At 36.0% G+C, this 26,305-nt stretch carries 20 protein-coding genes and 1 other annotated feature; of the genes, 7 read left to right on the top strand and 13 right to left on the bottom strand.

The window, feature by feature from the left end; genetic code table 11:
• Positions 1-13 precede the first annotated feature (13 nt).
• The 3 genes from IGJ34_RS07470 to IGJ34_RS07460 are packed head-to-tail and all read left to right on the top strand — an operon-like array spanning position 14 to position 2,252.
• On the top strand, positions 14-838 hold the full coding sequence (locus IGJ34_RS07470; protein ID WP_430598488.1) for a transporter substrate-binding domain-containing protein: 825 nt from the start codon (positions 14-16) through the stop codon (positions 836-838).
• 46 nt (positions 839-884) lie between these two features.
• On the top strand, positions 885-1,583 hold the full coding sequence (locus IGJ34_RS07465) for an amino acid ABC transporter permease (protein WP_069653097.1): 699 nt from the start codon (positions 885-887) through the stop codon (positions 1,581-1,583).
• Positions 1,584-1,595: 12 nt separating this feature from the next.
• Complete coding sequence (locus IGJ34_RS07460) at positions 1,596-2,252, top strand: amino acid ABC transporter permease (RefSeq protein WP_206848640.1); 657 nt, start codon at positions 1,596-1,598, stop codon at positions 2,250-2,252.
• A 55-nt stretch (positions 2,253-2,307) separates the two neighbouring features.
• On the opposite strand, the gene pheT is transcribed toward IGJ34_RS07460, so the two are convergent.
• From pheT to lepB, 6 genes are all read right to left on the bottom strand, one after another.
• Complete coding sequence (gene pheT, locus IGJ34_RS07455; protein WP_430598487.1) at positions 2,308-4,731, bottom strand: phenylalanine--tRNA ligase subunit beta; 2,424 nt, start codon at positions 4,729-4,731, stop codon at positions 2,308-2,310.
• A 6-nt stretch (positions 4,732-4,737) separates the two neighbouring features.
• Positions 4,738-5,784, bottom strand: a complete 1,047-nt coding sequence (gene pheS / locus IGJ34_RS07450) for a phenylalanine--tRNA ligase subunit alpha (protein WP_430598486.1) — start codon at positions 5,782-5,784, stop codon at positions 4,738-4,740.
• A gap of 112 nt (positions 5,785-5,896) precedes the next feature.
• Positions 5,897-6,106 (bottom strand) — a binding site (T-box leader).
• Positions 6,107-6,148: 42 nt separating this feature from the next.
• Positions 6,149-6,493, bottom strand: a complete 345-nt coding sequence (locus IGJ34_RS07445) for a winged helix-turn-helix transcriptional regulator (protein ID WP_069653094.1) — start codon at positions 6,491-6,493, stop codon at positions 6,149-6,151.
• A 63-nt stretch (positions 6,494-6,556) separates the two neighbouring features.
• Positions 6,557-10,354: a helicase-exonuclease AddAB subunit AddA gene (gene addA / locus IGJ34_RS07440; RefSeq protein ID WP_430598484.1), complete on the bottom strand. Its 3,798-nt coding sequence runs from the start codon at positions 10,352-10,354 to the stop codon at positions 6,557-6,559.
• On the bottom strand, positions 10,347-13,925 hold the full coding sequence (locus IGJ34_RS07435; RefSeq protein WP_430598483.1) for a PD-(D/E)XK nuclease family protein: 3,579 nt from the start codon (positions 13,923-13,925) through the stop codon (positions 10,347-10,349). Before IGJ34_RS07435 ends, addA begins: the two co-directional genes overlap by 8 nt.
• A 138-nt stretch (positions 13,926-14,063) precedes the next feature.
• Complete coding sequence (gene lepB, locus IGJ34_RS07430; protein WP_069653091.1) at positions 14,064-14,609, bottom strand: signal peptidase I; 546 nt, start codon at positions 14,607-14,609, stop codon at positions 14,064-14,066.
• 263 nt (positions 14,610-14,872) lie between these two features.
• Between lepB and IGJ34_RS07425 the strand changes: the two genes are divergently transcribed.
• Positions 14,873-15,208, top strand: coding sequence for a hypothetical protein (locus IGJ34_RS07425; protein WP_111248687.1), 336 nt, complete (start codon positions 14,873-14,875; stop codon positions 15,206-15,208).
• Positions 15,209-15,273: 65 nt separating this feature from the next.
• Here the strand turns inward: IGJ34_RS07425 and IGJ34_RS07420 are convergent, their stop codons facing one another.
• Positions 15,274-16,623, bottom strand: coding sequence for a glucose-6-phosphate isomerase (locus IGJ34_RS07420; RefSeq protein WP_430598482.1), 1,350 nt, complete (start codon positions 16,621-16,623; stop codon positions 15,274-15,276).
• 247 nt (positions 16,624-16,870) lie between these two features.
• Positions 16,871-18,217, bottom strand: coding sequence for an NADP-specific glutamate dehydrogenase (gene gdhA, locus IGJ34_RS07415; protein WP_069653088.1), 1,347 nt, complete (start codon positions 18,215-18,217; stop codon positions 16,871-16,873).
• Positions 18,218-18,355: 138 nt separating this feature from the next.
• Between gdhA and IGJ34_RS07410 the strand changes: the two genes are divergently transcribed.
• Both IGJ34_RS07410 and IGJ34_RS07405 read left to right on the top strand, forming a co-directional pair.
• Positions 18,356-19,645 (top strand): NAD(P)/FAD-dependent oxidoreductase, encoded by a 1,290-nt coding sequence (locus IGJ34_RS07410; protein WP_430598481.1) that lies wholly within the window; start codon positions 18,356-18,358, stop codon positions 19,643-19,645.
• A 156-nt stretch (positions 19,646-19,801) separates the two neighbouring features.
• The gene (locus IGJ34_RS07405; protein ID WP_069653086.1) at positions 19,802-20,239 is read left to right on the top strand and encodes a hypothetical protein; all 438 of its coding nucleotides are present in this window, start codon (positions 19,802-19,804) and stop codon (positions 20,237-20,239) included.
• A 69-nt stretch (positions 20,240-20,308) separates the two neighbouring features.
• On the opposite strand, the gene IGJ34_RS07400 is transcribed toward IGJ34_RS07405, so the two are convergent.
• Positions 20,309-21,703: a 6-phospho-beta-glucosidase gene (locus IGJ34_RS07400; protein WP_069653085.1), complete on the bottom strand. Its 1,395-nt coding sequence runs from the start codon at positions 21,701-21,703 to the stop codon at positions 20,309-20,311.
• Between the two features lie 161 nt (positions 21,704-21,864).
• Here IGJ34_RS07400 and IGJ34_RS07395 point away from each other — a divergent pair, with 161 nt between their 5' ends.
• Entirely contained in the window at positions 21,865-22,863 is a 999-nt protein-coding gene (locus tag IGJ34_RS07395; protein ID WP_069653084.1) for a LacI family DNA-binding transcriptional regulator, read from the top strand.
• A gap of 128 nt (positions 22,864-22,991) precedes the next feature.
• Here the strand turns inward: IGJ34_RS07395 and IGJ34_RS07390 are convergent, their stop codons facing one another.
• The 4 genes from IGJ34_RS07390 to IGJ34_RS07375 form a co-directional block, all read right to left on the bottom strand.
• Positions 22,992-24,260, bottom strand: coding sequence for an ABC transporter permease (locus IGJ34_RS07390; RefSeq protein ID WP_430598480.1), 1,269 nt, complete (start codon positions 24,258-24,260; stop codon positions 22,992-22,994).
• The gene (locus IGJ34_RS07385; RefSeq protein ID WP_430598479.1) at positions 24,253-25,152 is read right to left on the bottom strand and encodes an ABC transporter ATP-binding protein; all 900 of its coding nucleotides are present in this window, start codon (positions 25,150-25,152) and stop codon (positions 24,253-24,255) included. Before IGJ34_RS07385 ends, IGJ34_RS07390 begins: the two co-directional genes overlap by 8 nt.
• A gap of 118 nt (positions 25,153-25,270) precedes the next feature.
• Positions 25,271-25,882, bottom strand: a complete 612-nt coding sequence (locus tag IGJ34_RS07380) for a DUF2812 domain-containing protein (RefSeq protein WP_430598478.1) — start codon at positions 25,880-25,882, stop codon at positions 25,271-25,273.
• A 56-nt stretch (positions 25,883-25,938) separates the two neighbouring features.
• The gene (locus tag IGJ34_RS07375; protein ID WP_430598477.1) at positions 25,939-26,259 is read right to left on the bottom strand and encodes a PadR family transcriptional regulator; all 321 of its coding nucleotides are present in this window, start codon (positions 26,257-26,259) and stop codon (positions 25,939-25,941) included.
• Positions 26,260-26,305 lie beyond the last annotated feature (46 nt).

Genomic DNA, 26,305 nt, shown 5'->3' with positions numbered 1-26,305 from the left:
GAGGAATTTTAAAATGAAAAAGACAAAAAAATTAGTGGCAGCATTATCCCTTACTCTATTACTCGGTTTAATTGTAGGTTGTGGTAACAGTGGAGATGATAAGAATTCTGCTGATTCTGGCAGTAAAGGAACTACTACTCTTCAAAAAATCAAAGATGCTGGTGTTATTAAAGTTGGTGTAAAAGAAGATGTCCCTAATTTCGGCTATATGAATCCAGACACAAATAAAAACGAGGGAATGGAACCAGACATCGCTCGTCTAATCGCAAAAGAATTAACAGGCAGCGAGGATAATGTTGAGTTTGTTGGTGTAACAGCTAAAACTCGTGGTCCTTTATTAGATAATGGTGAATTGGATATGGTCATCGCGACGTTTACCATTACCGATGAGCGAAAAGAAACGTATAATTTCACAACACCTTATTATAAAGACGAAGTTGGTTTCTTAGTTAGAAAGGCAGATAAATTCACTGATACTGCTAGTTTAGATGGAAAAACTATTGGCGTCGTTCAATCAGCGACTACAAAAGAAGCCATTGAAAAACAAGCGAAAGAATTAGGTGTATCCTTTAAATACCAAGAACTTGGTTCTTATCCGGAACTAAAAACTGCCTTAACTTCAAAACGAATCGATGCTTTTTCAGTTGATAAATCGATTTTGACAGGATATGGCGACGCTAGTACAGAAATCCTTAAAGATGGTTTCTCACCACAAGAATATGGCATCGCAACGAAAAAAGCCAATACTGAATTGAATGATCAGTTGAATAAATCCATTGAAAAATGGGAAAAAGATGGTACCTTGGAAAAAATTTACAAAACGTGGAATCTAGACTAGCACTTCGCGGTTCTATGCAATTTATTAGAATTTAGGAGGAAAATACATGTTCATTATAGCGAATGCAGGTCCTTTTGCACTCTATCGTTGGGAAGCATTATTTAAAGACTGGAAACTTTTTGGCGATGCTTTCCTCTATACTATTTTATTGGCTATTGGCTCACTGATTGTTGCTATGCTATTAGGAATTTTTTTCGGTAGTCTATCCGCTATGCAGAATAAATTTTTAAATGTAATCAGTCGAATTTATGTTGAGTTTTTTCAAAATACCCCTTTGTTGATTCAATTTATCGTAGTCTATTATGGGTTTCCTTTAATTAGTCCGATGTTGACTTTTTCAACCACGACTATCGCTATTATTTGCGTTGGTCTATACCATGGTGCTTATATTTCAGAGGTTGTTCGCTCTGGAATTGGTGCTGTTCCAAAAGGTCAATTTGAAGCAGCTTATTCTCAAGGTTTTTCTTATGGAAAAACTATGCGCTACGTTGTCTTACCACAAGCATGGCGAATTATGTTACCACCGCTTACGAATCAAATCGTCAACTTGATAAAAAATACGTCGACCGTTGCGATTATATCCGGAGCAGATGTAATGTTCACTGCGAATAGTTGGTCTTCAATTAATTTGAATTATATTCCAGCGTTTACTGTAGCAGGATTACTTTACTTTATCCTTTGTTTCCCACTCGCTAATTTAGCTAGGAAACTTGAAGAAAATAACAAGAAAGCTTATACCAGATAGGAGGATGCAAACATGTCTTTTTCAGATCAAATGAGCCAACTTCTGACCGGCAATAATTTGCGCTTTTTATTCGATGGTTTGAAGCTTACTCTTTATATCTCTTTTGTTTCAATCGTTTTAAGTACAATCTTTGGAACCCTTTTAGCCGTATTGAGAAACAAAAAAAGTGGATTTCTAAAATTTTTAGCTAGTTTATATATCGAAATTGTCCGGAATATTCCTAATTTATTATGGATATATGTCATTTTCTTGATTTTTAAAATCAAATCTACTCCAGCTGGTATTGTCAGTTTCACTGTTTTCACTACTGCTGCATTAGCTGAAATTATCCGTGGTGGGTTGAACGGTGTAGATAAAGGACAAAAAGAAGCTGCCCGTTCACAAGGGTTTAGTAATATTCAAATTCTGTTGCATATCGTCTTACCTCAAGCGATTCGAAATGTATTGCCAGCTATCGTTTCTCAATTTGTGACCGTGATCAAAGATACTAGTTTCTTGTACTCGGTCATTGCATTACAAGAACTATTTGGTAAATCTTATATTTTAATGGGACGTTACGCGCAAACTGAACAAGTCTTTGCTATTTATGGTCTTGTGGCTTTAATGTATTTCGTCATCAACTTTTCAATTTCCCAATTTTCAAGATGGCTTTCGAGAAATTGGGCATAAAAATAAAAAGCGTATCGCAAAACTATTGATAGATTTGCGATACACTTTTATTTTTTTATCGAATCGTTACATCAAATTCCTCTACTAATGCTTTTTCCACTTTTTCCATTGAAAAAGTGATTTCTTCATCTACTAACGTTGCTTCTGCATTTACAAACGTTAAGCTATACGCCATTGATTTTTTTCCTTCAGCGATATTCTCTCCTTGGTAAACATCAAATAAATGAACAGATTGCAGGAATTTACCAGCATGTTTTGAAATGATGGCAACTAAGTCTTGGTTTGTAACAGTTTCATCCACTAATAACGCAATGTCTCTTGAAATTGCTGGGAATTTGGAAATTTGCTGATAAACTAACGCATCGTTTTCTTCTTCTATAAGTGCTTGAAGATTTAATTCAGCTGCATATGTTTCAGGAATCTCATATTCTTTCGCGACTGTTGGATGAACTTGTCCGATAAAACCGATCACTTTATCATTTAATTTTACTAAAGCACTTCTACCTGGATGTAAGTCTTGATTACCTTTTGTTGCTTCGTAAACGATCTTGTCAGAAATTCCTACAGAATCGAATAACACTTCAAGCATTCCCTTAATTGTATAAAAATCAACGGGCACTTCTTTTGTTTGCCAATCTTTCACTGCACTACTTCCTGATAATACGATCCCTAAATGATTTTCTTCATATGGTAATTCCTTTTTAGGGTCATTATCCTGATAGAACACTCGCCCAACGTCATAAAGAGCAACATTGTTGTTTTTACGTGCAACATTATAGGCTACATCGTCTAATAAACCTGAAATCAAATTCATTCTTAAAACAGACCGCTCTTCACTCATTGGCCATTGTAAACTTGTTGTTATACTTTCTCTCATCATAAATTGACGAGATTTTTCCTCGGTTGTTAAAGCATAACTGATGGCTTCACTGGCCCCACAGCCTTCTAACAAACTTTTGATTTTACGAATTGCTAGTTGACCGCTCGTTAAACTGCCAGCTACTGTTTCTCCTTTTGGTAACGTCGATGGCAAATTATCATAGCCATAAATACGTGCAACTTCTTCGATCAAGTCTGCTTCAATTGAAATATCCCAACGTCTTGGTGGAATTGTCACAATGTATTTATCTTGATCACGTTCGTACGAAAATCCTAACGCATCAAAAATTTCACTAACGGTTGCTTGATCCATTTCAGTACCTAGATATTCATTGATTCGTGAAATCGTGACACTTACTACTACATCTTCAAGAGTTAATTCAGAGCCAATCACTTTTCCAGAAACGACCGTCCCGCCCGCTAATTTAGCAATCATCGCTGCCGCTACATCACCAGCTTCGCCAATCGTTGCATGATTGATTCCTTTTTCAAATCTACTTGAAGATTCACTACGTAAATTAAACTCTTTTGATGTTTTACGGATAGATAGAGAATCAAATAACGCTGATTCTAAGGCAACAGTAGTTGTTCCATCAGTGATTTCTGAATTCGCACCACCCATTACACCAGCTAAAGCCACTGGAACTTTTCCGTTTGTAATGACGATATTTTCCTCAGATATTTTTCTTGTTTCACCATCCAAAGTAACAATTTCTTCGTTCAATTTGCCACGTCTTACTAAAATCGTTTGACTCTCTAACTTATCATAATCAAACGCATGTAACGGCTGACCAAATAGTAAAAGAATGTAGTTTGTTACATCCACTACGTTATTGATTGGACGAATGCCTTCATTCATCAAGCGCGTTTGCAACCACAATGGACTTTCAGCAATTTTTACATCTTTAATGATTCTGATCTGATACGCTGGTACATTTTTTTTATCTTCCACTTCAACAGAAAGATAGTTTTCTGCTGTTTCGCTAGTATCTTCATCTACATAATCATCATTGAATTTAGGTGTTTGGCGGTAAATAGCCCCTACTTCGTATGCAACGCCACGCATACTTAAAGCATCAGCACGGTTAGGTGTAATGGATAATTCGATAATCTGATCATCCATATCTAAATAAGAAAAGACATCCTCCCCGTTAACTGCATCTTCTGGCATATAATAAATTCCATCAGAATATGCTTTAGGAATCACATTATCAGAATAGCCTAATTCTTGTAATGAACAAATCATGCCATTTGATACTTCACCGCGCATTTTACCTTTTTTGATTTTTTGGTTCCCAGTGATACGAGAACCTGGTAAAGCTACGATCACTTTAATGCCCGTTTTGACATTTGGTGCACCACAAACGATTTGCGACAATTCTTCTTCACCGATGTCAACTTGACAGATCGATAAATGATCTGAATTTGGATGAGGTACACATTCTTTGACTTCACCCACGACAATTTTTTTCAAACCTTCTTCTGGTACTTCAACGCCTTCGACTTCGATTCCAGTCAAAGACATTTGATCAGATAATTCTTTTGCAGAAATTTTTGAAAGATCTAAATACTCACTTAACCATTTATAAGAAACTAACATCGTCGACTACTCCTTTACCTTGAACTGATTTAAGAAACGTAAATCATTTTGATAGAAATTACGAATATCATTAACACCGTAACGCAACATTGCTACACGATCTGGACCTATGCCAAAAGCAAAACCGGTATATTCATTTGGATCGATTCCTGACATTGATAAGACATCTGGATGAACCATCCCTGCACCTAAAATTTCGATCCAACCTGTTTGTTTGCAGACATTACAGCCAGCACCACCGCACTTAAAGCAACTAACATCAACTTCCACTGAAGGTTCAGTAAATGGGAAATAACTTGGACGTAGACGGATTTTACGATCTTCCCCAAACATTTTTTTCATAACAACTTCCAGTGTTCCTTTGAGGTCGCCCATTGTAATATTTTTATCGATAACTAAGCCTTCGATTTGATGGAATTGGTGACTATGTGTCGCATCATCAGTGTCTCTGCGGAATACTTTCCCTGGAGAAATCATACGCAATGCGCCTTTTGAAAAATCATGTTTTTCCATAGTTCTAGCTTGTACAGGTGATGTATGTGTACGAATCAAAATTTCGTCAGAAATATAAAATGTATCTTGCATGTCACGGGCTGGGTGATCTTTAGGTAAGTTCATACGCTCAAAATTGTAATGATCTGACTCAACTTCATATCCTTCTACAACTTGATACCCCATGCCAACGAAAATATCTTCGATTTCTTCCATTACTTGAGATAGCACATGACGAGTACCATGAGCCATTTGTTTACCAGGTAACGTTACATCGATTTTTTCTTGGTCTAAAGCTGCATTTAATGCCTCAGTCTCTAAAATTTCTTTCCGTGTTTCTAAAGCTTCAGTCAATAGATCACGAATTTCATTCGCAAAACTTCCAACTACTGGACGTTCTTCCGCTGATAGATCTTTCATCCCTCTCAACACTTCGGTGATGGGGCCTTTTTTCCCTAATGTTTCTACTCTGATTTGGTTTAGCGCTTTAAGATCAGTAACATGTTGGATATTATTCAATGTTTCATCTCGTAAAGCTTCTAATTGAGCTTTTAATGTCATGTCTCTATTCCTTTCTATTGTTTGATAATTGAACTGAGTTCCAGGCTGTAGACATTATGTACACATGCCTCTAAAGCATGAATCAAATAAAAAACGATAGCCCGCTCCTCTTAAAAGGAACGAGCTATCGTGTTACCATCCTACTTCATGACAAAAAATCATGCACTCAATTCTTATAACGGCTTTCACCGGTTTGTTCTCTTTGGAACAAACAAACTCCGGAAGTGAACTTCATTTTCCGATTACGCAACCTGTTTCCAGTCTATGACAGGTTTTCCCTTTCCGTATCTACAAAACTACTCTTTTCCATCACTGTTTTTTTGTTATTCAATTGATTACAGTTTACAAGAAATTAAGTCTAAGGTCAACAGCATTCTTCTGAAGTAACCCATTTTTCTGCCCAACTCTGAATTTGTTCCATTGCTTGTTGTAAGTCCTTGCCTTTATTCGTGAGAAAATACTCTAGACGGCTACTCTCATCACAGCGAACTGCTTTTGAGATAATTCCTTCGCCTTCCAATTCTTTTAAGCGCTCCACCAAAACCCGATCGCTTAGTTCAGGGATTTTTTGTCTTAACTCACCAAATCGTTGAGGACCGTTCTCCAACAAGACATCAATGATCAAACCGTTCCATTTTTTCCCTAAAATCGCAAATGCTTTCTCGAATTTAGGACATAATGAAAACTCGGTTGTTTTTACTTGCTCCATCTTCCTCACCTCGTGAACTGAGTATAGCATACAACTTACAATTTGTAAGTAGGTTTGCTTTCATTAATTCATTTTTTCAACAATCTCTTCTTTGTCCATATCAATAATAATTCTGGCAGACAATAATACGAGCAACACCTGCTTGACATCCTTATTAGTTGCTTGAGCTAATGCTTTTCGATATAAATTCAATTGGCCTCTATATCGCAAGATAATTTTTTTGATTTCTGCACTATTGTCAATGTCTTGAACAAAATCAGTTTTATAATCATAAAGAATACAGTTGTCCTCTTGTTCAAGATAGCCATCGATCATTCCATGAATCAATAAATCATCTTGGGTCTCCTTCGGATAATCTTTGATGAGTTCTTCCGCTTTCAACAACATTGAAAATGGTTGTTCACGAACAACTTTGTCCGGATTTTCTAATAATTGTTGACCTAAACTCGTTTGGTAGAATGAAAGAATTTCATCACTACTGATTTGTTTTGCCACATTATCTTGAATGATATTCGTTTCAACTAATTCATTGATCAATTGAACAATACTGTCTTTCGTCGGTTCTTCATTTAAATCCAAAAGCTGCAATAAATAGTGTGTTGCAGTACCAATTTCTGCTGCAGATGGTTTTCTAATCGTTTCAATAAATCTAGGTTTACCTAACTCGCCTTCACTCATTCGATGAACAATCATAGGTGTTGGCTGCATTGTATTTTTTTCGTCTACTTCAATTTTAGCGATTTCTTTATTATCTGGGTCCTCGAATACTCGTTTAATTTCAGATACTGATTGGTAATTCGTCGTTTTGGTTGACAATTGATATGGATAGTCATAATTTAATCGGCGAAGACCTTTTTCTATAATGTTTGAATCACTTTTTTCAATACATTCTCGTTTTTCAGAACTTGTCTCAACAAATTGGAGTGTGGCAAACTGTTCTTGGATGTCTTTTTCAGTCATAAACCCAATAGTAAAACCAGCAGAATGGTTGGTGATTCCAGGAATTTTCTCCACAACGAACTCCGTTTGAAATTCAGCCATTTTTTGATGGCGAATCAAACTCATCCCGACCCAGTTCATCAAGCTACTTTTTCCCTGTAAACGATTTTCACTAGGCAAGACTTTCGTCTGAACATCTCCCACTTTTAACCATTCTTTAAAAGCCGCTTCTTTGTTATTATATGATCCTACTAAATAAAGTTTTTGCTCTGCTCTGGTCAAAGCTACATATAATTTTCGCATTTCTTCTGATAGTAATTTTTTTAGTTTTGCCTGTTTGATTGCTAGAAATGGTAAAGTTTCATAAAGCATTCGATCTGTTTGGTCAAGATAACGTATTCCCACACCTAAACGATCATCGAAAATATAGCGTTCATTCAAGTCTCCAAGATTAAACTCTTTAGTCATATCTAGAATAAATACTACTGGAAATTCCAACCCTTTACTCGCGTGAATGGTCATCACTCGAACTGCATTTTCTTCGCTCAAAATCACAGGTTCAGCTAAGTCTTTATCTTTTTCCTGCATTTTTTCAATAAAACGAACAAATTGAAACAATCCTCGGAAGCTTGTTTGTTCATAACTGGCTGCTCGATCAACTAACGCGAATAAATTTGCCTGTCTTTGTTTACCAGCCGGCATGCCACCAACATAATCCAAATACGCAGTATCTTGATAAATTTGCCAAATCAATGTTGACAATTGGTTCCGTCTAGCAATTTCTCGCCATTGTTCTAACCAGTCAGCAAATTTCGTTGTTTTTCCTTTTAATATCTGTTGCTCTTTTTCAACAGCTTCGTTTTGATTAAATGTCAAAAACGCTTCGTAATACGAACTTTTTTTAGCTGCCAAACGGATCATCACTAACTCGTTTTCTTTCAACCCAACAATGGGCGAACGTAAAACGGCTGCTAGCGGTATATCTTGATACGGATTATCAATAATTTGCAAGAGTGCGACCATCGTCTGAACTTCTGTCGCTTGGAAATAATTTTGCGCATCATTCACTTGAATAGGGATTCCAGCTAGTTTGAATATTTCTAAAATCGTTAAATTGTTTTTCTTCGTTGGTGTCAACAACACTATATCTTTATAGGTCAGTGGTCGATTTTCTTTAGTCGATTTATCATAGATCAAAAATTTCTTGTCGATCAACTCTCTGATTTTCAGCGCTGTCATATGCAGTTCGCCTTCAGTTTTGTCTTCTAAAATCAATTGAGTATCATCTAGTTTAAATGTGTCTTCCAACTGCTCCGATTTCTTTTCATAAATCAATAGTTCTGTATCATAATTTTCAGCTTCAGCAAATTGGTCAAAACCATGTACAAGTTTTGCTGCCTCATCGTATGCAATTTGACCCACCCGTTCATCCATCAACTGTTCAAACACTAAGTTGGTAAAATCTAAAACATTTTTCCTAGAACGGAAATTCTCAGCTAAAACAATCCGTTTTCCATCCTTATTTTGCCCATATTGATTATATTTTTCAATAAATAGTGTTGGATCAGCTAAACGGAAAGAGTAAATTGATTGCTTCACATCACCAACCATAAACAGGTTGCCTTCCTCAGCAGTTGGTCGCCTTAACCAATAAAGAATCGTTTCTTGTAATCGATTGATATCTTGGTATTCATCGACTAATACTTCATCGAATTTCTCTCGATAATACTTAGATGCTTCCGTCGCAAGCCATGTGCCTGCTTCTTTTTTTGCTAAGATTGCCAATGTAAAATGTTCTAAATCATTGAAATCAACGAGACCTTTTCTTAATTTCTGTTTGCTGTATGTCTCTATAAATGCTTTTCCTACTTTAGCCATTTCTTGCACAAGCGGCTGTGATTGTTCTAAAATTTCCTTCATTTGTTCTGGAGACAACGTAAAGAGATTACTTAAAATGTCGTTGATAGCTTTTTTATTTTGCTCACGCAAGTTTTTCGCCTGGGCTGCTATTTCTTTCAACTCTTCATCACGCACTGTAGGATAACGGTCAAAGGTAATTGTTTTTGAAATGTCAAATCCTGACTCTAGATCATTATCTGCTAATTGACTAGTAAAGGTTTCAACGAACTCTTTTTCATTTCTAGCGAGAATAGCGATTTTTTCTAACTTTTCTTCGCCTTCCGACATACGAATCATCTCTTCATAACGATCCACACAACGCAATAGACTTTCCATAACTTGCGGTTTTAAATACTTTTGGAATAACGCTGAATCACCTAAACTTCCAACAACTTGATAACTATCTGCTAGATGAATCAGCCATTCGTCTGGATCTGGATTAGCACGTGCAAACTCGTATAGTGAAAAGATCAATTTCGTTAAACCATCATCACTACGATCATTAGAAAAATTACTCGTCAGCTGATAAAAAGTTTCTTCGTTTTCAGCATAGAATTTTTCTCTAAGTTCATCCCACACATCCTCTTTTAACAGTAACATTTCGGTCTCATCCGTCAACAATCGAAAGACAGGATCCATTTCGATCAAATAGTAAAAGCGTCGAATCACAGTTAAACAAAAAGCATGTAATGTACTGATATTCGCAGTCGGAAGTAAGGTCAATTGTCTCATAAAATGTTGTTTTCTATCTTGCTCACTTTCGTTTGTTATTGCCTTTTGTAAAGCGACTTGAATTCGCTCTTTCATTTCTTTTGCTGCCGCTTCCGTATACGTTACAATCAACATTCGATCAATATCAACGCCACTTTTGAGTTTTTCGATTACTCTACGAACAAGGACCGTTGTTTTTCCAGAACCAGCAGAAGCAGAGACTAAAATATTTTCATCTCCATCAAAAACAGCTTGCCATTGGTTATCGGTAAATTGTTCATTTTCTGGACGTAATGGAATAACTTTACTCATCACTCGTTTCTCCTTCCTGCTCGTTTTCAATCAACCGATCCATCACTTCTTTTTTAGATAAGGTTTCAATTCGATTATAATTGTTTTCCTTCAACATAACATCAAAATTACACACACTTCTAAATGGGCAAAAACGACATGCGATGCGTTCTTTTCCTTGATAGGCTGGATTTAAATCGATTTCACCACTCGTCACCTTGTTACCAGCCTCAATAAATTTACTACGGTTGTGAGTCAATAATACTTCCAATTCAGGTTCTGTTACAAATTTATCTTCTTGACGACGCCCAGGTTTGATCAATTCCTTGGCTGATTCCTCAATTGGGAAAATCAATGAACTTTGTTTGGCTTGCAAACTTCTATCTAGATTCTCAAGCAAGACTGGGTCATTCAATAACAAGCCATCAAATTGGAATTTCTTTAACAGCTGCTGCTCTTTTTTATCTTCGGTTTCATATGGAAGAATGGGATTGTGAACATGCAGATAGAATGATCCGGCTGCTTTAGCTGATTGACCAACCAAACTCACAGCATCCATCAAAGCAACATCTAAGTAGGTTAGCATCTGCATCGCTAAGCCATAATAAGCTTCTGTAATATTAAATTTCTTATGACTAGATTTATAATCAACGACTCCTAAGTATAGAGAATCTGGTGTCACTAACTGATCTAAACGATCGATTTTCCCCCGAACACTGATATTACCGCCATTTTTCAATGGTAATTCTAGGCCTCTAATTCCTTTTTGGCTTGCAATTTGTCCAAATAGAACTTCCGTTTGAATCGTCGTCATCCCACTACGTTCACTTTGACGTTTTAATGCCCAACTCACTTTTTTGATTGTTTGGCCAAGTTGATAACGGATATAATTCATTCGACTAGATGTATCAAGAATCGAAAATTTAATCTCACCAAATACAGTATTCAAGATTTGTTCTGTAAACTCATTCACTTCTCTATCTGTCAGCTCAGATAATTGCTTGTTCTGCATAATCAATAATTTAAAGAACTGATCTAATGCTTCATGGAAAAAGTCTCCAGTTGCAGCTGGCGATAAACCAAAAACATCTCTTTCTTTTAATCCTAATCCAAAACGTGAAAAATATTGATACTGACAACGATAGAAACTCTCCATTCTAGAGACTGACGTATAAATAGTCTTAGTATATAACTCATCTGCCAACTGTTCCTCTAGATTTTCTGGTAAATTTTGATGTCCAAGACTTTCAAAAACGTGGGTTGCCAGTGCTGCTTGTGACTGTTTCATTAATTCACGTTCTAATACAAGCCAGAAAGACAACATTCCTTCTTGCGTTTCCTTCTTTTGTCGTTTTAGATTGGTTAAATCACTGATTAATGTTCGGTATGTCCCGATATGTTCAAGACTGACTTGTTCATTATCTAAAATTGTGAGTCCATTTCTTTGTTGCATCCGAATCCCTAAGTCAATTTGAATATTGATTAAATAAGGTGATACTTTTACGTCTTTAGCGGTATCTTTCACAGTAGGATAAGAAAAATACAAACGATTCGTCGCCGACGTAAACATGATATACGCGTTAAAGGGTTCCTTGGCTATGCTTTTTCTCGTATCATTCAATAAAAATTGCCCATCGTCTAAATGTCCATTGACGTATTCTCTCTCCTCATCAGATAATAAGGTCTTATTATCAAATTTTTGCGGCAATACTTGATCCGTCAAACCAATAGCAAAAACAATTTTAGCTTGTCCTGGTCGAGCAAGATCCATTGATCGAACTTGTACCTGATCAATTGCAGTCGGAACTTTATTATAGCGTAGACCTTCTAAACCACTAGAAAAAATTTCTTCAAAAAGCGTTAAATCAAAGGAATCATTTCCGTAAATTGTCACATACTCATCTAGTAACGTCATTAATGCTTCCCACGTTTGTTCATGATTACGAGCGTCATCCAATTGACCTTTCTCGATTGCTTGATTGCGCCACATCATTAATTGTTTTTCGACCCCATTATTCACTAAAAAACGATAAAAATAGTCTGCTGCTTCGATTCCTGTTTTCGTTTCTTGAATTTGTTCAAAAAACGTTGGGACAGTTTGTTGGATCATATTTCGTACAGCATTCGAATCTTTTTCAATTAATTCAGTATCATCCTGCTGCTCTGTTTCGAAATCATAACGGATAAAGTGCCAATCCTTCTTTTTCACCCAATGATATCCTTCATATCCATAGGCTAAAACAACATTCTCAGCTACATCTATTTTACGACGCCATTCATTTCGCTGTATTTGCCAGTCTTCAACTGAGGTTTGATCCTCAATTGGAAAAAATAATTCTGTTCTTAAAAAACGCAATACATCACGGTAACGATAATGGTAGGCATGTATCGCAAACAAAGACTGAATAAATTCAACTAGAGGATGCTGTTCCATTGCCATATCACGATCCAAATAAACGGGAATTTCATGCATCGAAAATAACGGTTCGATCAGTGTTTCGTAACTATCCAGTTCTCTTGTTAACAGCTGAATATCTTTATACCGATAATGTTCTTCCACAACTAATCTTCTAATTTCTTTCGCAATGTGATTGAGTTCTTCCTTAGGATTTTCTGCACACCAAAATTGCACATGGTCATCCGTGATTCCTCGTTTGCCTTTTTTCGGATGACTTTCTTGAGCCTCGATCCAATACTTTTCAAGAGTTTGTAAACTACCGTTTGCAATCAATTTCTTCTTTTTTTCCACGTAATCCGGCAATATCGCTACATTGGCGTTTCTAGCTATTTGATACAATTTTTGATAGGTCGTCCCTGTCTCATAAAATAAGTTCATTGGCGATGGTAACTCATTCGGATATTTTTTATCCAACACTAAAGAAACTTTAACCTCGCCTCCGCGACGCATCAATGTTTCAATCAATTTCAATTCCCTTGCGGAAAAATTATGGTACCCATTGATTACGAATAAAACATTGTGTAAGTCTTTTGTTTCTAGATATTCTGTCAAATAATTAATAATTTCTGCTGATTTGATTCCGTATTGAGTCATTGTTTCTTCAAATTTTGAAAATACTAATTTAATATCTTGAATCTTTAATTGTAAATCCTGTTCTTTACTATCTGAATTTGTTCCCGATAATTGACCAAATAACTCATCTAAAACAATATTGCCTTCTTTCATTTCCTGATACAAGTCAAATAACTGCTGAATAAATCCTGATTTATTGACTTCCCCACGAAAGACTTTTAGTGATTCTTCATTTTCTGATAAGATCTTTCTGAAGACCATTGCGGCTCCTGCTTCAGAAAGGATTTCAGAGCCATAATATTGTGTATGCTGTAAAAAGTACCATGCCAATCGATAAAAACTAAACACTTGAAAGCGCATCGTTGCAATCGAATCACTATGATTCTCTTGGATTTCTTTTATTCGTTTAAGTGCATTGATCTCTTGCTCAAATTTCATGTGGTTCGGTACTAAATAAAAAACTTCATGTGACCCTTCATCAGATAACCACTGGACAGACGCTTGTAAAAGTGCTTCTTCTAAATCCATCTCAGCAGTTCCACGGATAAATTGTAGACTCATTTTTTTCACATCCTTTATAAATGTTTCCTCTTCTTAGTTTATCATAATTCCAGTGTGGATATCATTTTTACTATTTAACAAAAAAAGCCTCTTACTTAAAAGAGAACTTTCTTATATTGTCATTGAATGGTTATTTCATTAAATCGTTCCAAATCGATCAAGGGGCCACAAAACAAATTTCACATCCCCTAATATTTTATCCTTATTGATAAAACCGATCATGCGTCCGTCTTTGGAATTCCGACGATTATCACCCATTACAAAATATTCACCTTCTGGAACTTTCTTCTCACCAGTAACTTCCGACAGCGTAAAATCAAGAGTCAATGGTAATCCGTCTTTGACTTCTCCCTTGAATTCATCAAGGTAAGGTTCTTTCACTTCTTTATCGTTGATATACAACACATCATTCTTATACTCGATCGTGTCACCCGGCAAACCAATCACACGCTTGATGTAATTCTTATCAGGTTCATCTGGTGCTGGAAATGTTACAATATCGAAGCGTTTGATTTCCGTATTTTTTAAAGCAATTACTCTTTCACCATCTGCTAAAGTCGGATCCATCGAATGCCCTTTGACAACAACTGGCGTGAACACAAATTGTCTTAATAAAAATAGTAAAGCTGCTAAACCAACAAAAAATAATATTGTATGTAATAACTCTTTAGACTTCAAATTCATTCCTCCAAAAAACTTGCTTTCTACATTTTACCACAAACAATCCAATACCTACAGAATTCTTGTCTTTTTAAATAAATTTTTAAGTCATTGCTGGATTCTTTCTGTCTAACTGCTCCATTTTAAACATTTTCTCTATTTGTTATTTTCTATTCTACTACTATTCTGCTTCATTTTAATTATGAATATATAAGAAAATAGATGACTGTACGCGCAACATTTGATAAACTGAAGTGGAATAGGAAAGATAAAGGAGGTTTACCATCATGTTTATTTCATTTGGCATGTTTATTGGTTTAATTATAATAACAATTATAATGATTGCGTTGATTATTTATTTAACATTCACTGGTGGTAATCACAAATCACACCATGACAATACTCAAAAAGCAGTAGAAGCAGCGAAAGAACGGTTAGCACAGAATAATCTTACTGCCTCACAACCAGCAATCGATTCAACTCAAAACGAATCTGCTTATCCTAACGATTTTACACAAGAAACTGAAAATCATTATTATCAAGAATCAACTTATGAAGAAACTATCGAGGACGACTACTCCTTGCATGTTCTACCCTATCCGAAAGATGATAATTTTAAATGAATGTAACATTAAAAAACGCCAACAAGGAAGTTAAAATCCTGTTGACGCTTTTTTATTCATTTATATTACAGACGTGCATTCAATTCTTTCGCTAAATCTTCAAATCCTGGTTTACCAAGTAGGGCAAACATATTCTTTTTATACGCCTCCACACCTTCTTGGTCAAATGGATTTACACCATTTAAGTAACCTGAAATTCCTACGGCAATTTCAAAGAAGTACATAACATAACCTAAAGAATAAGCATCCATTGCTGGAATTTTAACAATCATATTTGGCACTCCACCATCTGTATGAGCCAATAATGTTCCTTCAAATGCTTTTGTATTCACAAAATCAATTTCTTTCCCTTGTAAATAGCCTAATCCATCTAAATCTTCAGCAAGCTCAGGGATAGAAACAACATGACGTGGCGTGTCTACTTTAACAACCGTTTCGAATAAGTTACGCATTCCATCTTGAACGTATTGACCCATTGAATGCAAATCAGTAGAGAAATCGGCTGCTGCAGGAAAAATTCCTTTTTGATCTTTTCCTTCTGATTCACCAAATAATTGTTTCCACCACTCTGAAAAATAGTGCATTCCTGGTTCGTAGTTAATCAACATTTCAGTCGTTTTACCTTTACGATATAAGATATTTCTTAATGCAGCATATTGATACGCTTGATTTTTGCTTAATTCAGTAGTTGTGGCATACTCTTTACGAGCATCATTAGCACCTGTCATCAAAGCATCAATATCGCCACCGCTAACGGCAATCGGTAATAACCCAACTGGTGTTAGAACAGTGAAACGTCCGCCAACATCATCAGGAATCACAAATGTTTCCCAACCTTCAGCATCTGCCTCAACTTTAACAGCACCTTTAACACGGTCAGTTGTTGCATAGATGCGCTTATTCGCTTCATCTTTACCATATTTTTTGATCAATAATTCTTTAAATACTCTAAAGGCAATTGCTGGTTCTGTTGTTGTACCTGATTTAGAGATCACATTTACTGAGAAGTCACGATCACCAATAACATTGATTAAATCAGCTAAGTATGTTGAGCTGATGCTATTTCCTGCAAAGAAAACTTGTGGAGCTTTTCTCTCATCTGCTGGCAATAAATTATTGAATGAATGATGTAAAAATTCAATTGCTGCTCTTGCACCTAAGTAAGAACCGCCAATTCCGATTACAACTAAAACCTCAGAATCAGATTGAATTTTTTCAGCCGCTTTTTTGATACGGGCAAATTCGTCTTTATCATAATTTTCTGGTAAATCGATCCAACCAGTAAAATCGCTACCTGCTCCAGTTCCTTCTCGTAATGCTTTGTCTACTGCAGTCACTTGTGTCTGCATGTATTCCAATTCATGATCAGCAACAAATGGTGTCAAATTGGAATAATCAAATTGAATGTGTGACATTCCTTCTCCTCCTTGAAATTAAACTTAATACACTAACTACTTTACGTTCTTTTTCTGCTTTTTTCAAGCAAATTATGACTGTCTGTACCACTTTTATTTTAAATCAGCTAAAAAGACTCGTTTACACCTCAAAAACAAAACATTTTGTTGGATTACCTAACCGTTCATGTGGCAAAAACCAGAAAAAAATGAAGTATGAATAGGATTAAAATCATCACTATCATTCTCCATTCTCTCGTTATTTGGACTAGACCAAACCTTGGCTTAGCATAGCTCGTGCGACTTTTTCAAATCCTGCAACATTCGCCCCTAAGACGAAATTATTTGCAGCATCATATTTGTTCGCCGTATCTCGACAAGTTTCATAAATATTTTTCATAATATCATCTAGCATACCATCTACTTTTTCAAACGACCATGATAGACGTTCTGAGTTTTGACTCATTTCTAAGGCAGATACGGCAACGCCACCAGCATTTGCTGCTTTACCAGGACAATACAATACCCCAGCTTTTTCAAGTACTGCTACGGCATCTAGCGTACAAGGCATATTAGCACCTTCAGCTACAATCTTTCCGCCATTTTTTACTAATAATTCAGCTTGCTTTTCGCTGATTTCATTTTGAGTGGCACAAGGTAAAGCGATATCGTAAGCTACTTCGAAGTCCCATACAGATTGACCATCGTAATACGTAGCATCAGAATGTGTCTCGACATATTTAGAAATACGTTCACGATTTTTCTCTTTTAGTTCCTTAACCAATTCAACATCAATACCGTTTGGATCGTAAATAAAACCGTTTGAATCTGAGCAAGTTAGAACAGTTGCACCTAATTCTTTCGCTTTTTCCATTGCATAGATTGAAACGTTACCGCTACCTGAAACGACGACTTTTTTCCCTTCAAATGAGTCATTTGAATCATTCAATAAATGTTTTACGAAATAGACACAGCCATAACCAGTAGCTTCCGTTCTAGCTTGACTTCCCCAGTAACCTAAAGGTTTTCCTGTTAGGACACCTGCATCATAATTTCTTAGGCGTTTATACATGCCAAATAAGTAACCGATCTCTCTTGCACCAACTCCAATATCTCCTGCGGGTACATCTGTACTTGGTCCAATATGTTTTTGTAATTCTGTCATGAAACTTTGACAAAAACGCATGACTTCAGCATCTGATTTTCCTTTAGGATCGAAATCACTTCCGCCTTTGCCTCCACCGATTGGTAAACCCGTCAAACTATTTTTAAAAATTTGTTCAAACGCTAAAAATTTCATCACACTTAAATTCACGCTAGGGTGAAAACGTAGGCCGCCTTTATATGGACCAATCGCAGAATTATATTGTACGCGATAACCACGATTGACTTGCCAATTTCCTTTGTCATCTTGCCATGGAACTCTAAACTGTAAAATTCTTTCTGGCTCAATCAAAACTCCTAAAATATTGGCTTCAATGAATGCTGGATTTTCTTTCAAAAATACTTCAACCGTTGGTAAAAATTCGTCGACAGCTTGCAAGTATTCCACTTGCCCTCGATCATTTTCATGAATCTTTTTTTGAATCTCTTCCACGTACTGTTTTGCTTCCATCTAATCACCCTCTCATTGTTATAATCCTATTTTAACCTAAATTCAGAAAATTTCCACAACTTTTTACTGTAAATTGAAAAAAACTTAGAAAATTTTTCCGAAATTGTGTTAAACTACCATTGAAATGGAGGAGAATTTATGAAATTATTTGATGTTATTGTCGTTGGAGCTGGCACTAGCGGTATGATGGCAGCTATTGCTGCTGCTAAATCTGGCAGTAATACATTATTGATAGAAAAAAATAAACGAGTTGGAAAAAAACTCTTATTAACTGGAGGCGGTCGTTGCAATGTCACAAACAATCGTCCAGCGGAAGAGATCATTGCTCATATTCCTGGAAATGGCAAATTTTTATATAGTGCTTTTTCGCAATTTACTAATTATGATATCATGGAGTTCTTCGAATCAAACGGAACTCATTTAAAAGAAGAAGACCACGGTCGGATGTTTCCAGTCACGGATCGCTCAAAAACAATTGTTGAAACGTTGTTTAATCAATTGGAACAATTGGGTGTTACGATTTATACGGAGGCGAAAGTTGAGAAAATTCTTTATAAAGATAAACAAGTGATTGGTGTCGCTTTGGAACATGAAAAATTGTATGCTCCTTGTGTTATTCTAACTACTGGCGGACGAACATATCCTTCTACCGGGTCTACTGGCGATGGTTATAAACTTGCAAAAAGAGTTGGACATACGATCAGTCCTTTATATGCAACGGAATCTCCTATCATTTCTAGCGAACCTTTTATTCAAGAAAAAACGTTGCAAGGTCTTTCTTTACAGGATGTTTCGCTTTCCGTTTTAAACAATCAAGGAAAAGTAGTCATTGAACATCAAATGGATCTTTTGTTTACGCATTTTGGTATTTCTGGCCCTGCTGCCTTAAGATGTTCCAGCTTTGTTAATCAAGAATTGACAAAAAATAATCAACAACCTGTCACACTTCGCCTAGATATATTTCCGCAAAAAAGTACACAAGAACTACGTGCTGAAATCACAAAAAGACTTTTAGAGCAAACAGCAAAATCATTAAAAAACGCTTTGAAAAACGTAGCTCCTGAACGACTACTTGATTTCGTCTTAAACGAGCTCGACCTTTCAGACGTCCAAGCGAAACAAGTCTCGGAAAAACAACTAGATCAACTTGTCCAACGCTTAAAGTCTTTTGATATAAAAGCAGATAAAACATTACCGATCGAAAAGTCTTTTGTAACTGGCGGGGGCGTATCTTTAAAAGAAATCCAACCAAAAACAATGGAAAGTAAACTACTTAATGGTTTATTTTTTGCAGGTGAGCTTTTAGACATTAATGGCTATACGGGGGGGTATAATGTTACTGCGGCCTTCGTAACTGGACATGTTGCTGGAACGCATGCTGCAACAATTGCCGAGTATACATATTTACCACCTTTAGATCAAGAATAAACTAGTTTTTATTCAGTAGAACTCTATATTTTCCGGAGTTCTTTTCTTTTCGCCTTAATAGGACTTTAGCAGGATAAAACTATCACTATAAATCAGTCTTTTGTTGGATTCTTTTTTATTCGATTTATGTGAAAATAGTTTTAAGAGGTGATCATAATGAAAATTAAGTTAAAAAGACAAACGACATGGGGATGCGTACGCCACTTTTCCGTCTATAAAAATGGTGTGTATCAAGGAAAATTATTCAATAATATTTCAATTGAACTAAATGTTACTGTTGGTGACATTCTAGAATTTCGAGAAGGACTTTTTCGCTTCTCCCAAAAAGTCAACATTACTCCAGACACCGAAGAAGTGACTATTACAACTACAAATCAGATTCAGCAATTATTTTCTCTATTCATTATCTTATTTTTAGCAATTTCTTTAGCTAGCCTTTCGATTGATTCATTAAACATTTTTCTGATGACGGAAGTCTCTGCTTTTGTCGTATTAAATCAATTATTTCGTTACCGTTCCTATCAATTTAACGTTGAGACCCATAATCCAATACGATCGTTTTTTAAAGAAGGCACAACAACGAAAACAATCTAACCTTTTTATTCAATGACTGATAAAAAGCCTGATTTTGCCAATCATCGACAAAATCAGGCTTTTTAAGTTTTAATTGCTTTTCATTAATTCAGTAACATAAGCCACTGTATCAGGTTGTTCTACTTCAATTTTAGAAATAGCTGCTGAAAAGTTTGGTAAATGATCTTTATGCGCAATCAACAATTCATCTAGTAACGTTTTTGCCATCGCTCCACCTGGAACAAGCGGATTGATTGTGAAGGCGTGTAACGCAGCACCGTAGTCTCCATCCATTGCCGCACGAATCACTGTTTCCTCCATTCCTTTCATCACTTGGATAATTCCACGCGCCGCTGGTGGAAATGCCCCCCAATTGTATGGCTCATGTCCGTGGGCAGTGACAGGACCTGAAACTTCAACGACACAATCATAAGGTAAATCTGTAATTGTGCCATTATTTTCAGTTGAAACGACCATATCTGTGCGTTTATCATTATGAATCGATGCGATCAATTCACATGCTGCATCACTGTAATGAGTCCCGCCTCGTTCTTCTAATTCTTTTGGCTTGTAATCCAGATTTGGATCTTTGTAAAGTTCAAATAAACGTGCTTCCGTTTCTTTTACTACTTGTGCTCTTGTTTCGCCTTTTTCAAACTCTTCAATCGAATGTTTTAGCATTTCATCTTCAATATAATAATACCGATGATAGCCACATGGTAACATCCCTAAATCTTTGATTTGTTCATAATGGAACGGTGCGTTGTGGATATTTTTCAAATGACTTTCAGAATCTTCTTGTGGTCCATAAATCAAGTCGATCAATTCTTGTGTTCGTTCAGTTCCTTGTTTATCCCAAACACGGTGCCAATGGAAATGATTGATTCCAGCAAATTTGAAGAATAGATCATCTTCTGGAATACCTAGTTTTTCAGCAGCTTGTTTTCTGTGGCCAATCGGTACATTACATAACCCTGCTGTTTTCTTCCACCCGCCATGTTTAATGGCAGCTTCTGTTACCATTCCTGCTGGATTCGTAAAATTAACAAGCCACGCATCTGGACAAAGTTCTTTCATGTCTTCGATAATCGCAAGGATTACTGGAATCGTGCGAAATGCCTTAAACATACCACCTGCGCCATTTGTTTCTTGGCCTAGCACACCATGTGATAAAGGAATACGTTCATCTTTAATACGAGCGTCAAGTAATCCTACACGGAATTGAGTCGATACAAAATCAGCATCTTTTAACGCTGCACGACGATCTAATGTTAAATGAACTTCCCAATCTAATCCCGCTGCTTTGACCATGCGTTTTGCCATAGCCCCAACCGTTTCTAATTTTTCTTTTCCTGCTTCAATATCAACTAACCAAATTTCTTTGATTGGCAATTCATCTTTTCTTTTAATATATCCCTCGATCAATTCTGGTGTATAACTTGACCCTCCACCAATTGTTGCGATTTTCAATGCATCTCTTGTCATGTGTTTCCCTCCTGATTTTTTGTTCAGAAAATGTTCTGACATCGTTTACATTTTTATCATAATATGTGGGAATGTTCCCATGTCAAGCTCTTTTTTCAACTATTTTATGTTATACTAAAAAGTGAAGAATATTTTTTTTATTTAATTAGCGAGGTGTCAACATGACTACAATTATTGATGTAGCAAAAAAAGCACAAGTCTCAAAATCCACTGTTTCTAGAGTTATTTCTGGGAATGGTTATGTTGGTCAAGAAAGTCGAAAAAAAGTTTTAGATGCAATGGAAGCGCTATCCTACTCTCCTAACTTGATTGCTCGAAATCTTCAAAGTGGTGAAACAAAGACGATTGGTTTTCTTGCACATGGATTTATAGATCCTTTGGGTATTTTTCTTGAAAGTTTTATTTCTATTGCCAAATCCTATAATTACTATGTCACACTTTATTTTACCGATGGAGATCAAAAGAAAGAGATTGATGCCCTGAATCAAATGAAATACAAACAGCTCGATGGTGTATTTATTTTAACTAGGTCAAATAAATGGGAAGTAATCGAACCTTACAGTCTTTATGGTCCGATTGCTACTTGGCATCGAATTGATTCTGAACGCGTCTATTCTTCTTATATCGATCATTATTCAGGATACTTACGTTCGCTAGATTACCTTTATCAGCGTGGATACCGTTCGATTGGTCATGTTTTAGGGAATTCTGTGAATCTAAATACTAAGGCACGTATAAGAGCCATTGATGATTTCCACAAGGAAAAAAATATTTCAATCAACGAGGAATGGATCTTTCGTGATGATGATAGAGTGGACAATGGACGTCATATTGCCCAATTATGGCATGAAATGAAAACTAAAACAGATGCCATGGCGTTTTACACCGATTCAGTTGCAGCAGGTTTTATTTCTGAACTTCAATCTTTAGGCTATTCTATTCCCGATGATGTAGCTGTCATTGGTTTTGATAATAGCGAGATCAGTCGGTTGATGCATATTACAACAGTTGATTATTCAATCAAACTGCAAGCAGAAAATTCATTTATTTATATTCATAACCAGCTCAACAAAGAAACTATTCCAGAACAAGAAATGAGCGTTCGCTTAATCGAAAGGGAAACCGTTCCAATACGAAAACATGAAGAGGCAGAGACATAACTCTATGAGTCCTATCTCTGCCTCAAGGAATTCAAATAAATAATGAGAGCTGAAGCAATTACTGCGCTTTGATTCGATCACATCAAATTCTAAGCGTTAAACACTTCTGTCCTAATTTCTTTTAATACCTATTTAACTATTTTTTTGCGTTCATTTTTCAGAATTGAAATCGATTGTTTCAATGATTTCAAAACGCCACCTTCGCTATAAACTAAAACGTTTGATTTATACAATTTAGCTGAAAACATCGTCAATAATAGACCGAACACAATCAAGATCCCTACAGAAATCAGCGCCCCTGCAGTAGTGACGGTTTCGCTAGCTAAACGAATCGGCATAATAAAAGATGAAATCAACGGAATGTAAGAAGATACTTTGATCACAATATTTTGTGGATCACTTGTTCCTAATGTAATCCCAATGAAATAGCCAATCATAGCAATGTAGATGATCGGTTGAACTGCTTTTGCCGTGTCTTCTGGTTTTGATACCAATGACCCACATAATGCTGCTAAGACTGAATAGACCAATACTCCTAACACAAAAAATGCTAAAGTGAAGAATAAAAAACTACCAAAAATAGTCGTGGAAGAAAGACCTTCTAGAAATCCTTTTACGATATCCATGTCTTTCAATTGTGTATACCCAATCCCGATTGCCGCTGCGTAAATCACAATTTGAGTAAGTGCAACCAAAATGACCCCAGTCAATTTTCCATAAAAATGCGTTTGGGCTTTCGTACTGGATAAAATAACTTCCATGATCCGGGTTCCTTTTTCAGAAGCAATTTCCTGAGCAATAATGGATGCATACGTGATAATAATCACCCAAAGAACAATCGTTATCACAAATGACATTGCTGATTGAATCGCTGTATTATCTTGTCCCGTTATCATTTTTCCATTATCGTCAAAGCGAACTTTAGTCTTCTCAAAATTCGCCGGTTGACTTAAACTTGCTAATTGTTCTGTGGTTAAATTAAGTTTACTTGCATTGAATGAAGATTGAAGACCGTTAAGCATTTGCCCCATCATCAATTCTGTCGTTGTTCCTAAAGAAGATTCTGCATATAATTTTCCATGAATCTGTTCTGATTTAGTTTCTAAAACAAGAAAAGCTTCAAGATTTTTCTCTTTTAATTGTTTCTCAGCTTCTTTTTGCGATTTCATTACTTTAAATGTATAATCATCTGTTTTTGACTGTGCTAATTGTTCTGCTAATGCTTGATTATCAGAAACAAGACCCACTTTCGTCTCCTCAGAAAAACCACCCGCCAAAGAACCAGCAATATAAATAATTCCCATGACAATAAAGGGTACAAGGATCATAATAATAAAGGAAAGAGATTTAACATTCTTTTTATATACATCTCTCGCTATAATCCAAAATTTACTCATTTGGTTCACCTGCTTTCATCTTGAATATTTCTTCTAAGGTAGGTGGTTGCTGATTGAACATCGGAATATAGCCGAACTGTGTAGCACGAGCAAAAATTTCTTGCCCTGTGTCTGGATCATTTAAGGTTACTTCAACAACACCATCTCCGCGTTTTACTGCAGACTGAACCCCGTCGATTGCTAAAACATCTTCAGGACTCAATGGCGATTCTAAGAAGACTTTCGTGCGGCCGAAACTTTCACGAATTTCATGAACTTTACCATTAAGAACCATTTTCCCACTTCTTAGCATAACAAGATGATCACAGATTTTTTCAACATTATCCATATTATGGCTGGAGAAAATCACACAGGACCCCTTCTCTTTTAATGCAATGATCCCATCTTTTAATAGCTCAGCATTCACTGGGTCTAGTCCACTAAAGGGTTCATCTAGAATCACTAATTTTGGTTCATGGATCAATGTGGCAATCAGTTGAACTTTTTGTTGATTTCCTTTTGAAAGTGATTTTACTTTATCCGTTTTTTTCCCTTTGACTTTGAACTTCTCCATCCATTCATCAATTTTCGGTTCAATTTCTTTTTTCGTTTTCCCTCTTAATTCAGCAAAGTAAATCAATTGCTCCTGAATAGAGACTTTTGGATACAAACCACGTTCTTCTGGTAAGTAACCAATATCGTTATAGTCTTTACCACTTAGCTGATGACCATTCCAAAGGACAACCCCACTATCTTGTGTCAAAAAGTCTAAAATCAAACGGAAAGTTGTCGTCTTCCCAGCACCGTTTTGACCAATTAGTCCCAGTATTTTTCCATCTGGAATTTCAAAAGACATGTTGTCAACAGCTGTATAATTTCCAAAAGTTTTAACCAAATTCTTTACTTCTAACATTATCCATCCTCCTATTTTCAAATTAAAATCTATTTTTTATTCAAAAGTACAGTTTCTATTTTATTCGTCAACATATTCTTTGACCTTTTAACAGATTGTACCATGTGCCCCAATTAGTTTAAAAAAAGGTCTTTAATAAAAGACTGAACAGCATTCCTACAATAGCACCTAAAATTGCTAAGACTATGGAATCTCTCAGAACTTTTTGTCGTTTGGCAAAACGTTCTGGATGATGATAATATTTTGTACGATCCCTATAAATAATCAATGAAAAGACAATTGTTACCGTTACTCCTAGCGGTAATACGGTGAGCATCGTCCCTAAAGATAGTAAAATACCTCTGACAAACACATTCCCTAAAATATCATTTTGAGATTCTTTTGTTAAGAACACAAGCATAAGGAAACAAATACCGATCGGTAAATAGATAAGCGCACGCAGGAATAACCATAGCCATTCTTTCTTCATACGAATCCGGTAACTGTCAGAATCTGAATAGATTGTCGGTGTCTCTCGTTCAGCTTTAAAATAATAATATTTATCTTTATAATTGCCTATATTTTTCCAACCAGCTTCTTTATAGATTACCAAATATTCAGATGATCCCTCAAAGAAATCGACTGAAAAATCCTTTTTTTCCGGATTTCCCTTTTCGAATACAAGAAAACCAGCTTGATTCATTTTTTCAAAGTGCCAGCCATCTTCTGCTTGTCTCTTTAAAAGTTGCATTTCTTTTTCTGGATAAAAAGTAATTCCCTTTGAAAAAATGTATTTCTTCCCCTGAATTATGATCCTTTTTTTCTCCTTTTTTCAGCTAATAGACGGTTTCCAGCTTGATAGAGAAGTTTCCTGCGCTCAATATCTAACTCTAAAATTGCGAGCCCTTTATCCGTAATTAAATACGTTTTCTTCCGTTCGTTACTTTCTTCTAGCGTGATCAACTCGCTCTTTTGTAACTTTTTTAAAATAGTGTACATACTCGCTGGACCAATGTCGACTTGGCCATTTGTTACTACTTTTACTTCTTTCATGATAGCGTATCCATGTTGCGGTTCTAGTAATGCTAACAGAATCAAATAAGTGGAATCCGTCAGTGTATCTTCCATGGTATCTTACTCCTTTATATCGTCAGATGATATATCACCTAACGAT

The organism is Enterococcus sp. AZ177 (assembly GCF_050544585.1).
GTDB lineage: Bacteria > Bacillota > Bacilli > Lactobacillales > Enterococcaceae > Enterococcus_L > Enterococcus_L plantarum.
The sequence above is the reverse complement of the archived record's forward strand: the minus strand, read 5'-3'. Positions and strand labels throughout refer to the sequence as shown.

Bases quoted from the DNA above. Each gene is read 5' to 3' on its own strand.
- IGJ34_RS07470 (WP_430598488.1), top strand. From the start codon at position 14: ATGAAAAAGACAAAAAAATTAGTGGCAGCATTATCCCTTACTCTATTA.
- IGJ34_RS07465 (WP_069653097.1), top strand. From the start codon at position 885: ATGTTCATTATAGCGAATGCAGGTCCTTTTGCACTCTATCGTTGGGAA.
- IGJ34_RS07460 (WP_206848640.1), top strand. From the start codon at position 1,596: ATGTCTTTTTCAGATCAAATGAGCCAACTTCTGACCGGCAATAATTTG.
- pheT (WP_430598487.1), bottom strand. From the start codon at position 4,731: ATGTTAGTTTCTTATAAATGGTTAAGTGAGTATTTAGATCTTTCAAAA.
- pheS (WP_430598486.1), bottom strand. From the start codon at position 5,784: ATGACATTAAAAGCTCAATTAGAAGCTTTACGAGATGAAACATTGAAT.
- IGJ34_RS07445 (WP_069653094.1), bottom strand. From the start codon at position 6,493: ATGGAGCAAGTAAAAACAACCGAGTTTTCATTATGTCCTAAATTCGAG.
- addA (WP_430598484.1), bottom strand. From the start codon at position 10,354: ATGAGTAAAGTTATTCCATTACGTCCAGAAAATGAACAATTTACCGAT.
- IGJ34_RS07435 (WP_430598483.1), bottom strand. From the start codon at position 13,925: ATGAGTCTACAATTTATCCGTGGAACTGCTGAGATGGATTTAGAAGAA.
- lepB (WP_069653091.1), bottom strand. From the start codon at position 14,609: ATGAATTTGAAGTCTAAAGAGTTATTACATACAATATTATTTTTTGTT.
- IGJ34_RS07425 (WP_111248687.1), top strand. From the start codon at position 14,873: ATGTTTATTTCATTTGGCATGTTTATTGGTTTAATTATAATAACAATT.
- IGJ34_RS07420 (WP_430598482.1), bottom strand. From the start codon at position 16,623: ATGTCACACATTCAATTTGATTATTCCAATTTGACACCATTTGTTGCT.
- gdhA (WP_069653088.1), bottom strand. From the start codon at position 18,217: ATGGAAGCAAAACAGTACGTGGAAGAGATTCAAAAAAAGATTCATGAA.
- IGJ34_RS07410 (WP_430598481.1), top strand. From the start codon at position 18,356: ATGAAATTATTTGATGTTATTGTCGTTGGAGCTGGCACTAGCGGTATG.
- IGJ34_RS07405 (WP_069653086.1), top strand. From the start codon at position 19,802: ATGAAAATTAAGTTAAAAAGACAAACGACATGGGGATGCGTACGCCAC.
- IGJ34_RS07400 (WP_069653085.1), bottom strand. From the start codon at position 21,703: ATGACAAGAGATGCATTGAAAATCGCAACAATTGGTGGAGGGTCAAGT.
- IGJ34_RS07395 (WP_069653084.1), top strand. From the start codon at position 21,865: ATGACTACAATTATTGATGTAGCAAAAAAAGCACAAGTCTCAAAATCC.
- IGJ34_RS07390 (WP_430598480.1), bottom strand. From the start codon at position 24,260: ATGAGTAAATTTTGGATTATAGCGAGAGATGTATATAAAAAGAATGTT.
- IGJ34_RS07385 (WP_430598479.1), bottom strand. From the start codon at position 25,152: ATGTTAGAAGTAAAGAATTTGGTTAAAACTTTTGGAAATTATACAGCT.
- IGJ34_RS07380 (WP_430598478.1), bottom strand. From the start codon at position 25,882: ATGCAACTTTTAAAGAGACAAGCAGAAGATGGCTGGCACTTTGAAAAA.
- IGJ34_RS07375 (WP_430598477.1), bottom strand. From the start codon at position 26,259: ATGGAAGATACACTGACGGATTCCACTTATTTGATTCTGTTAGCATTA.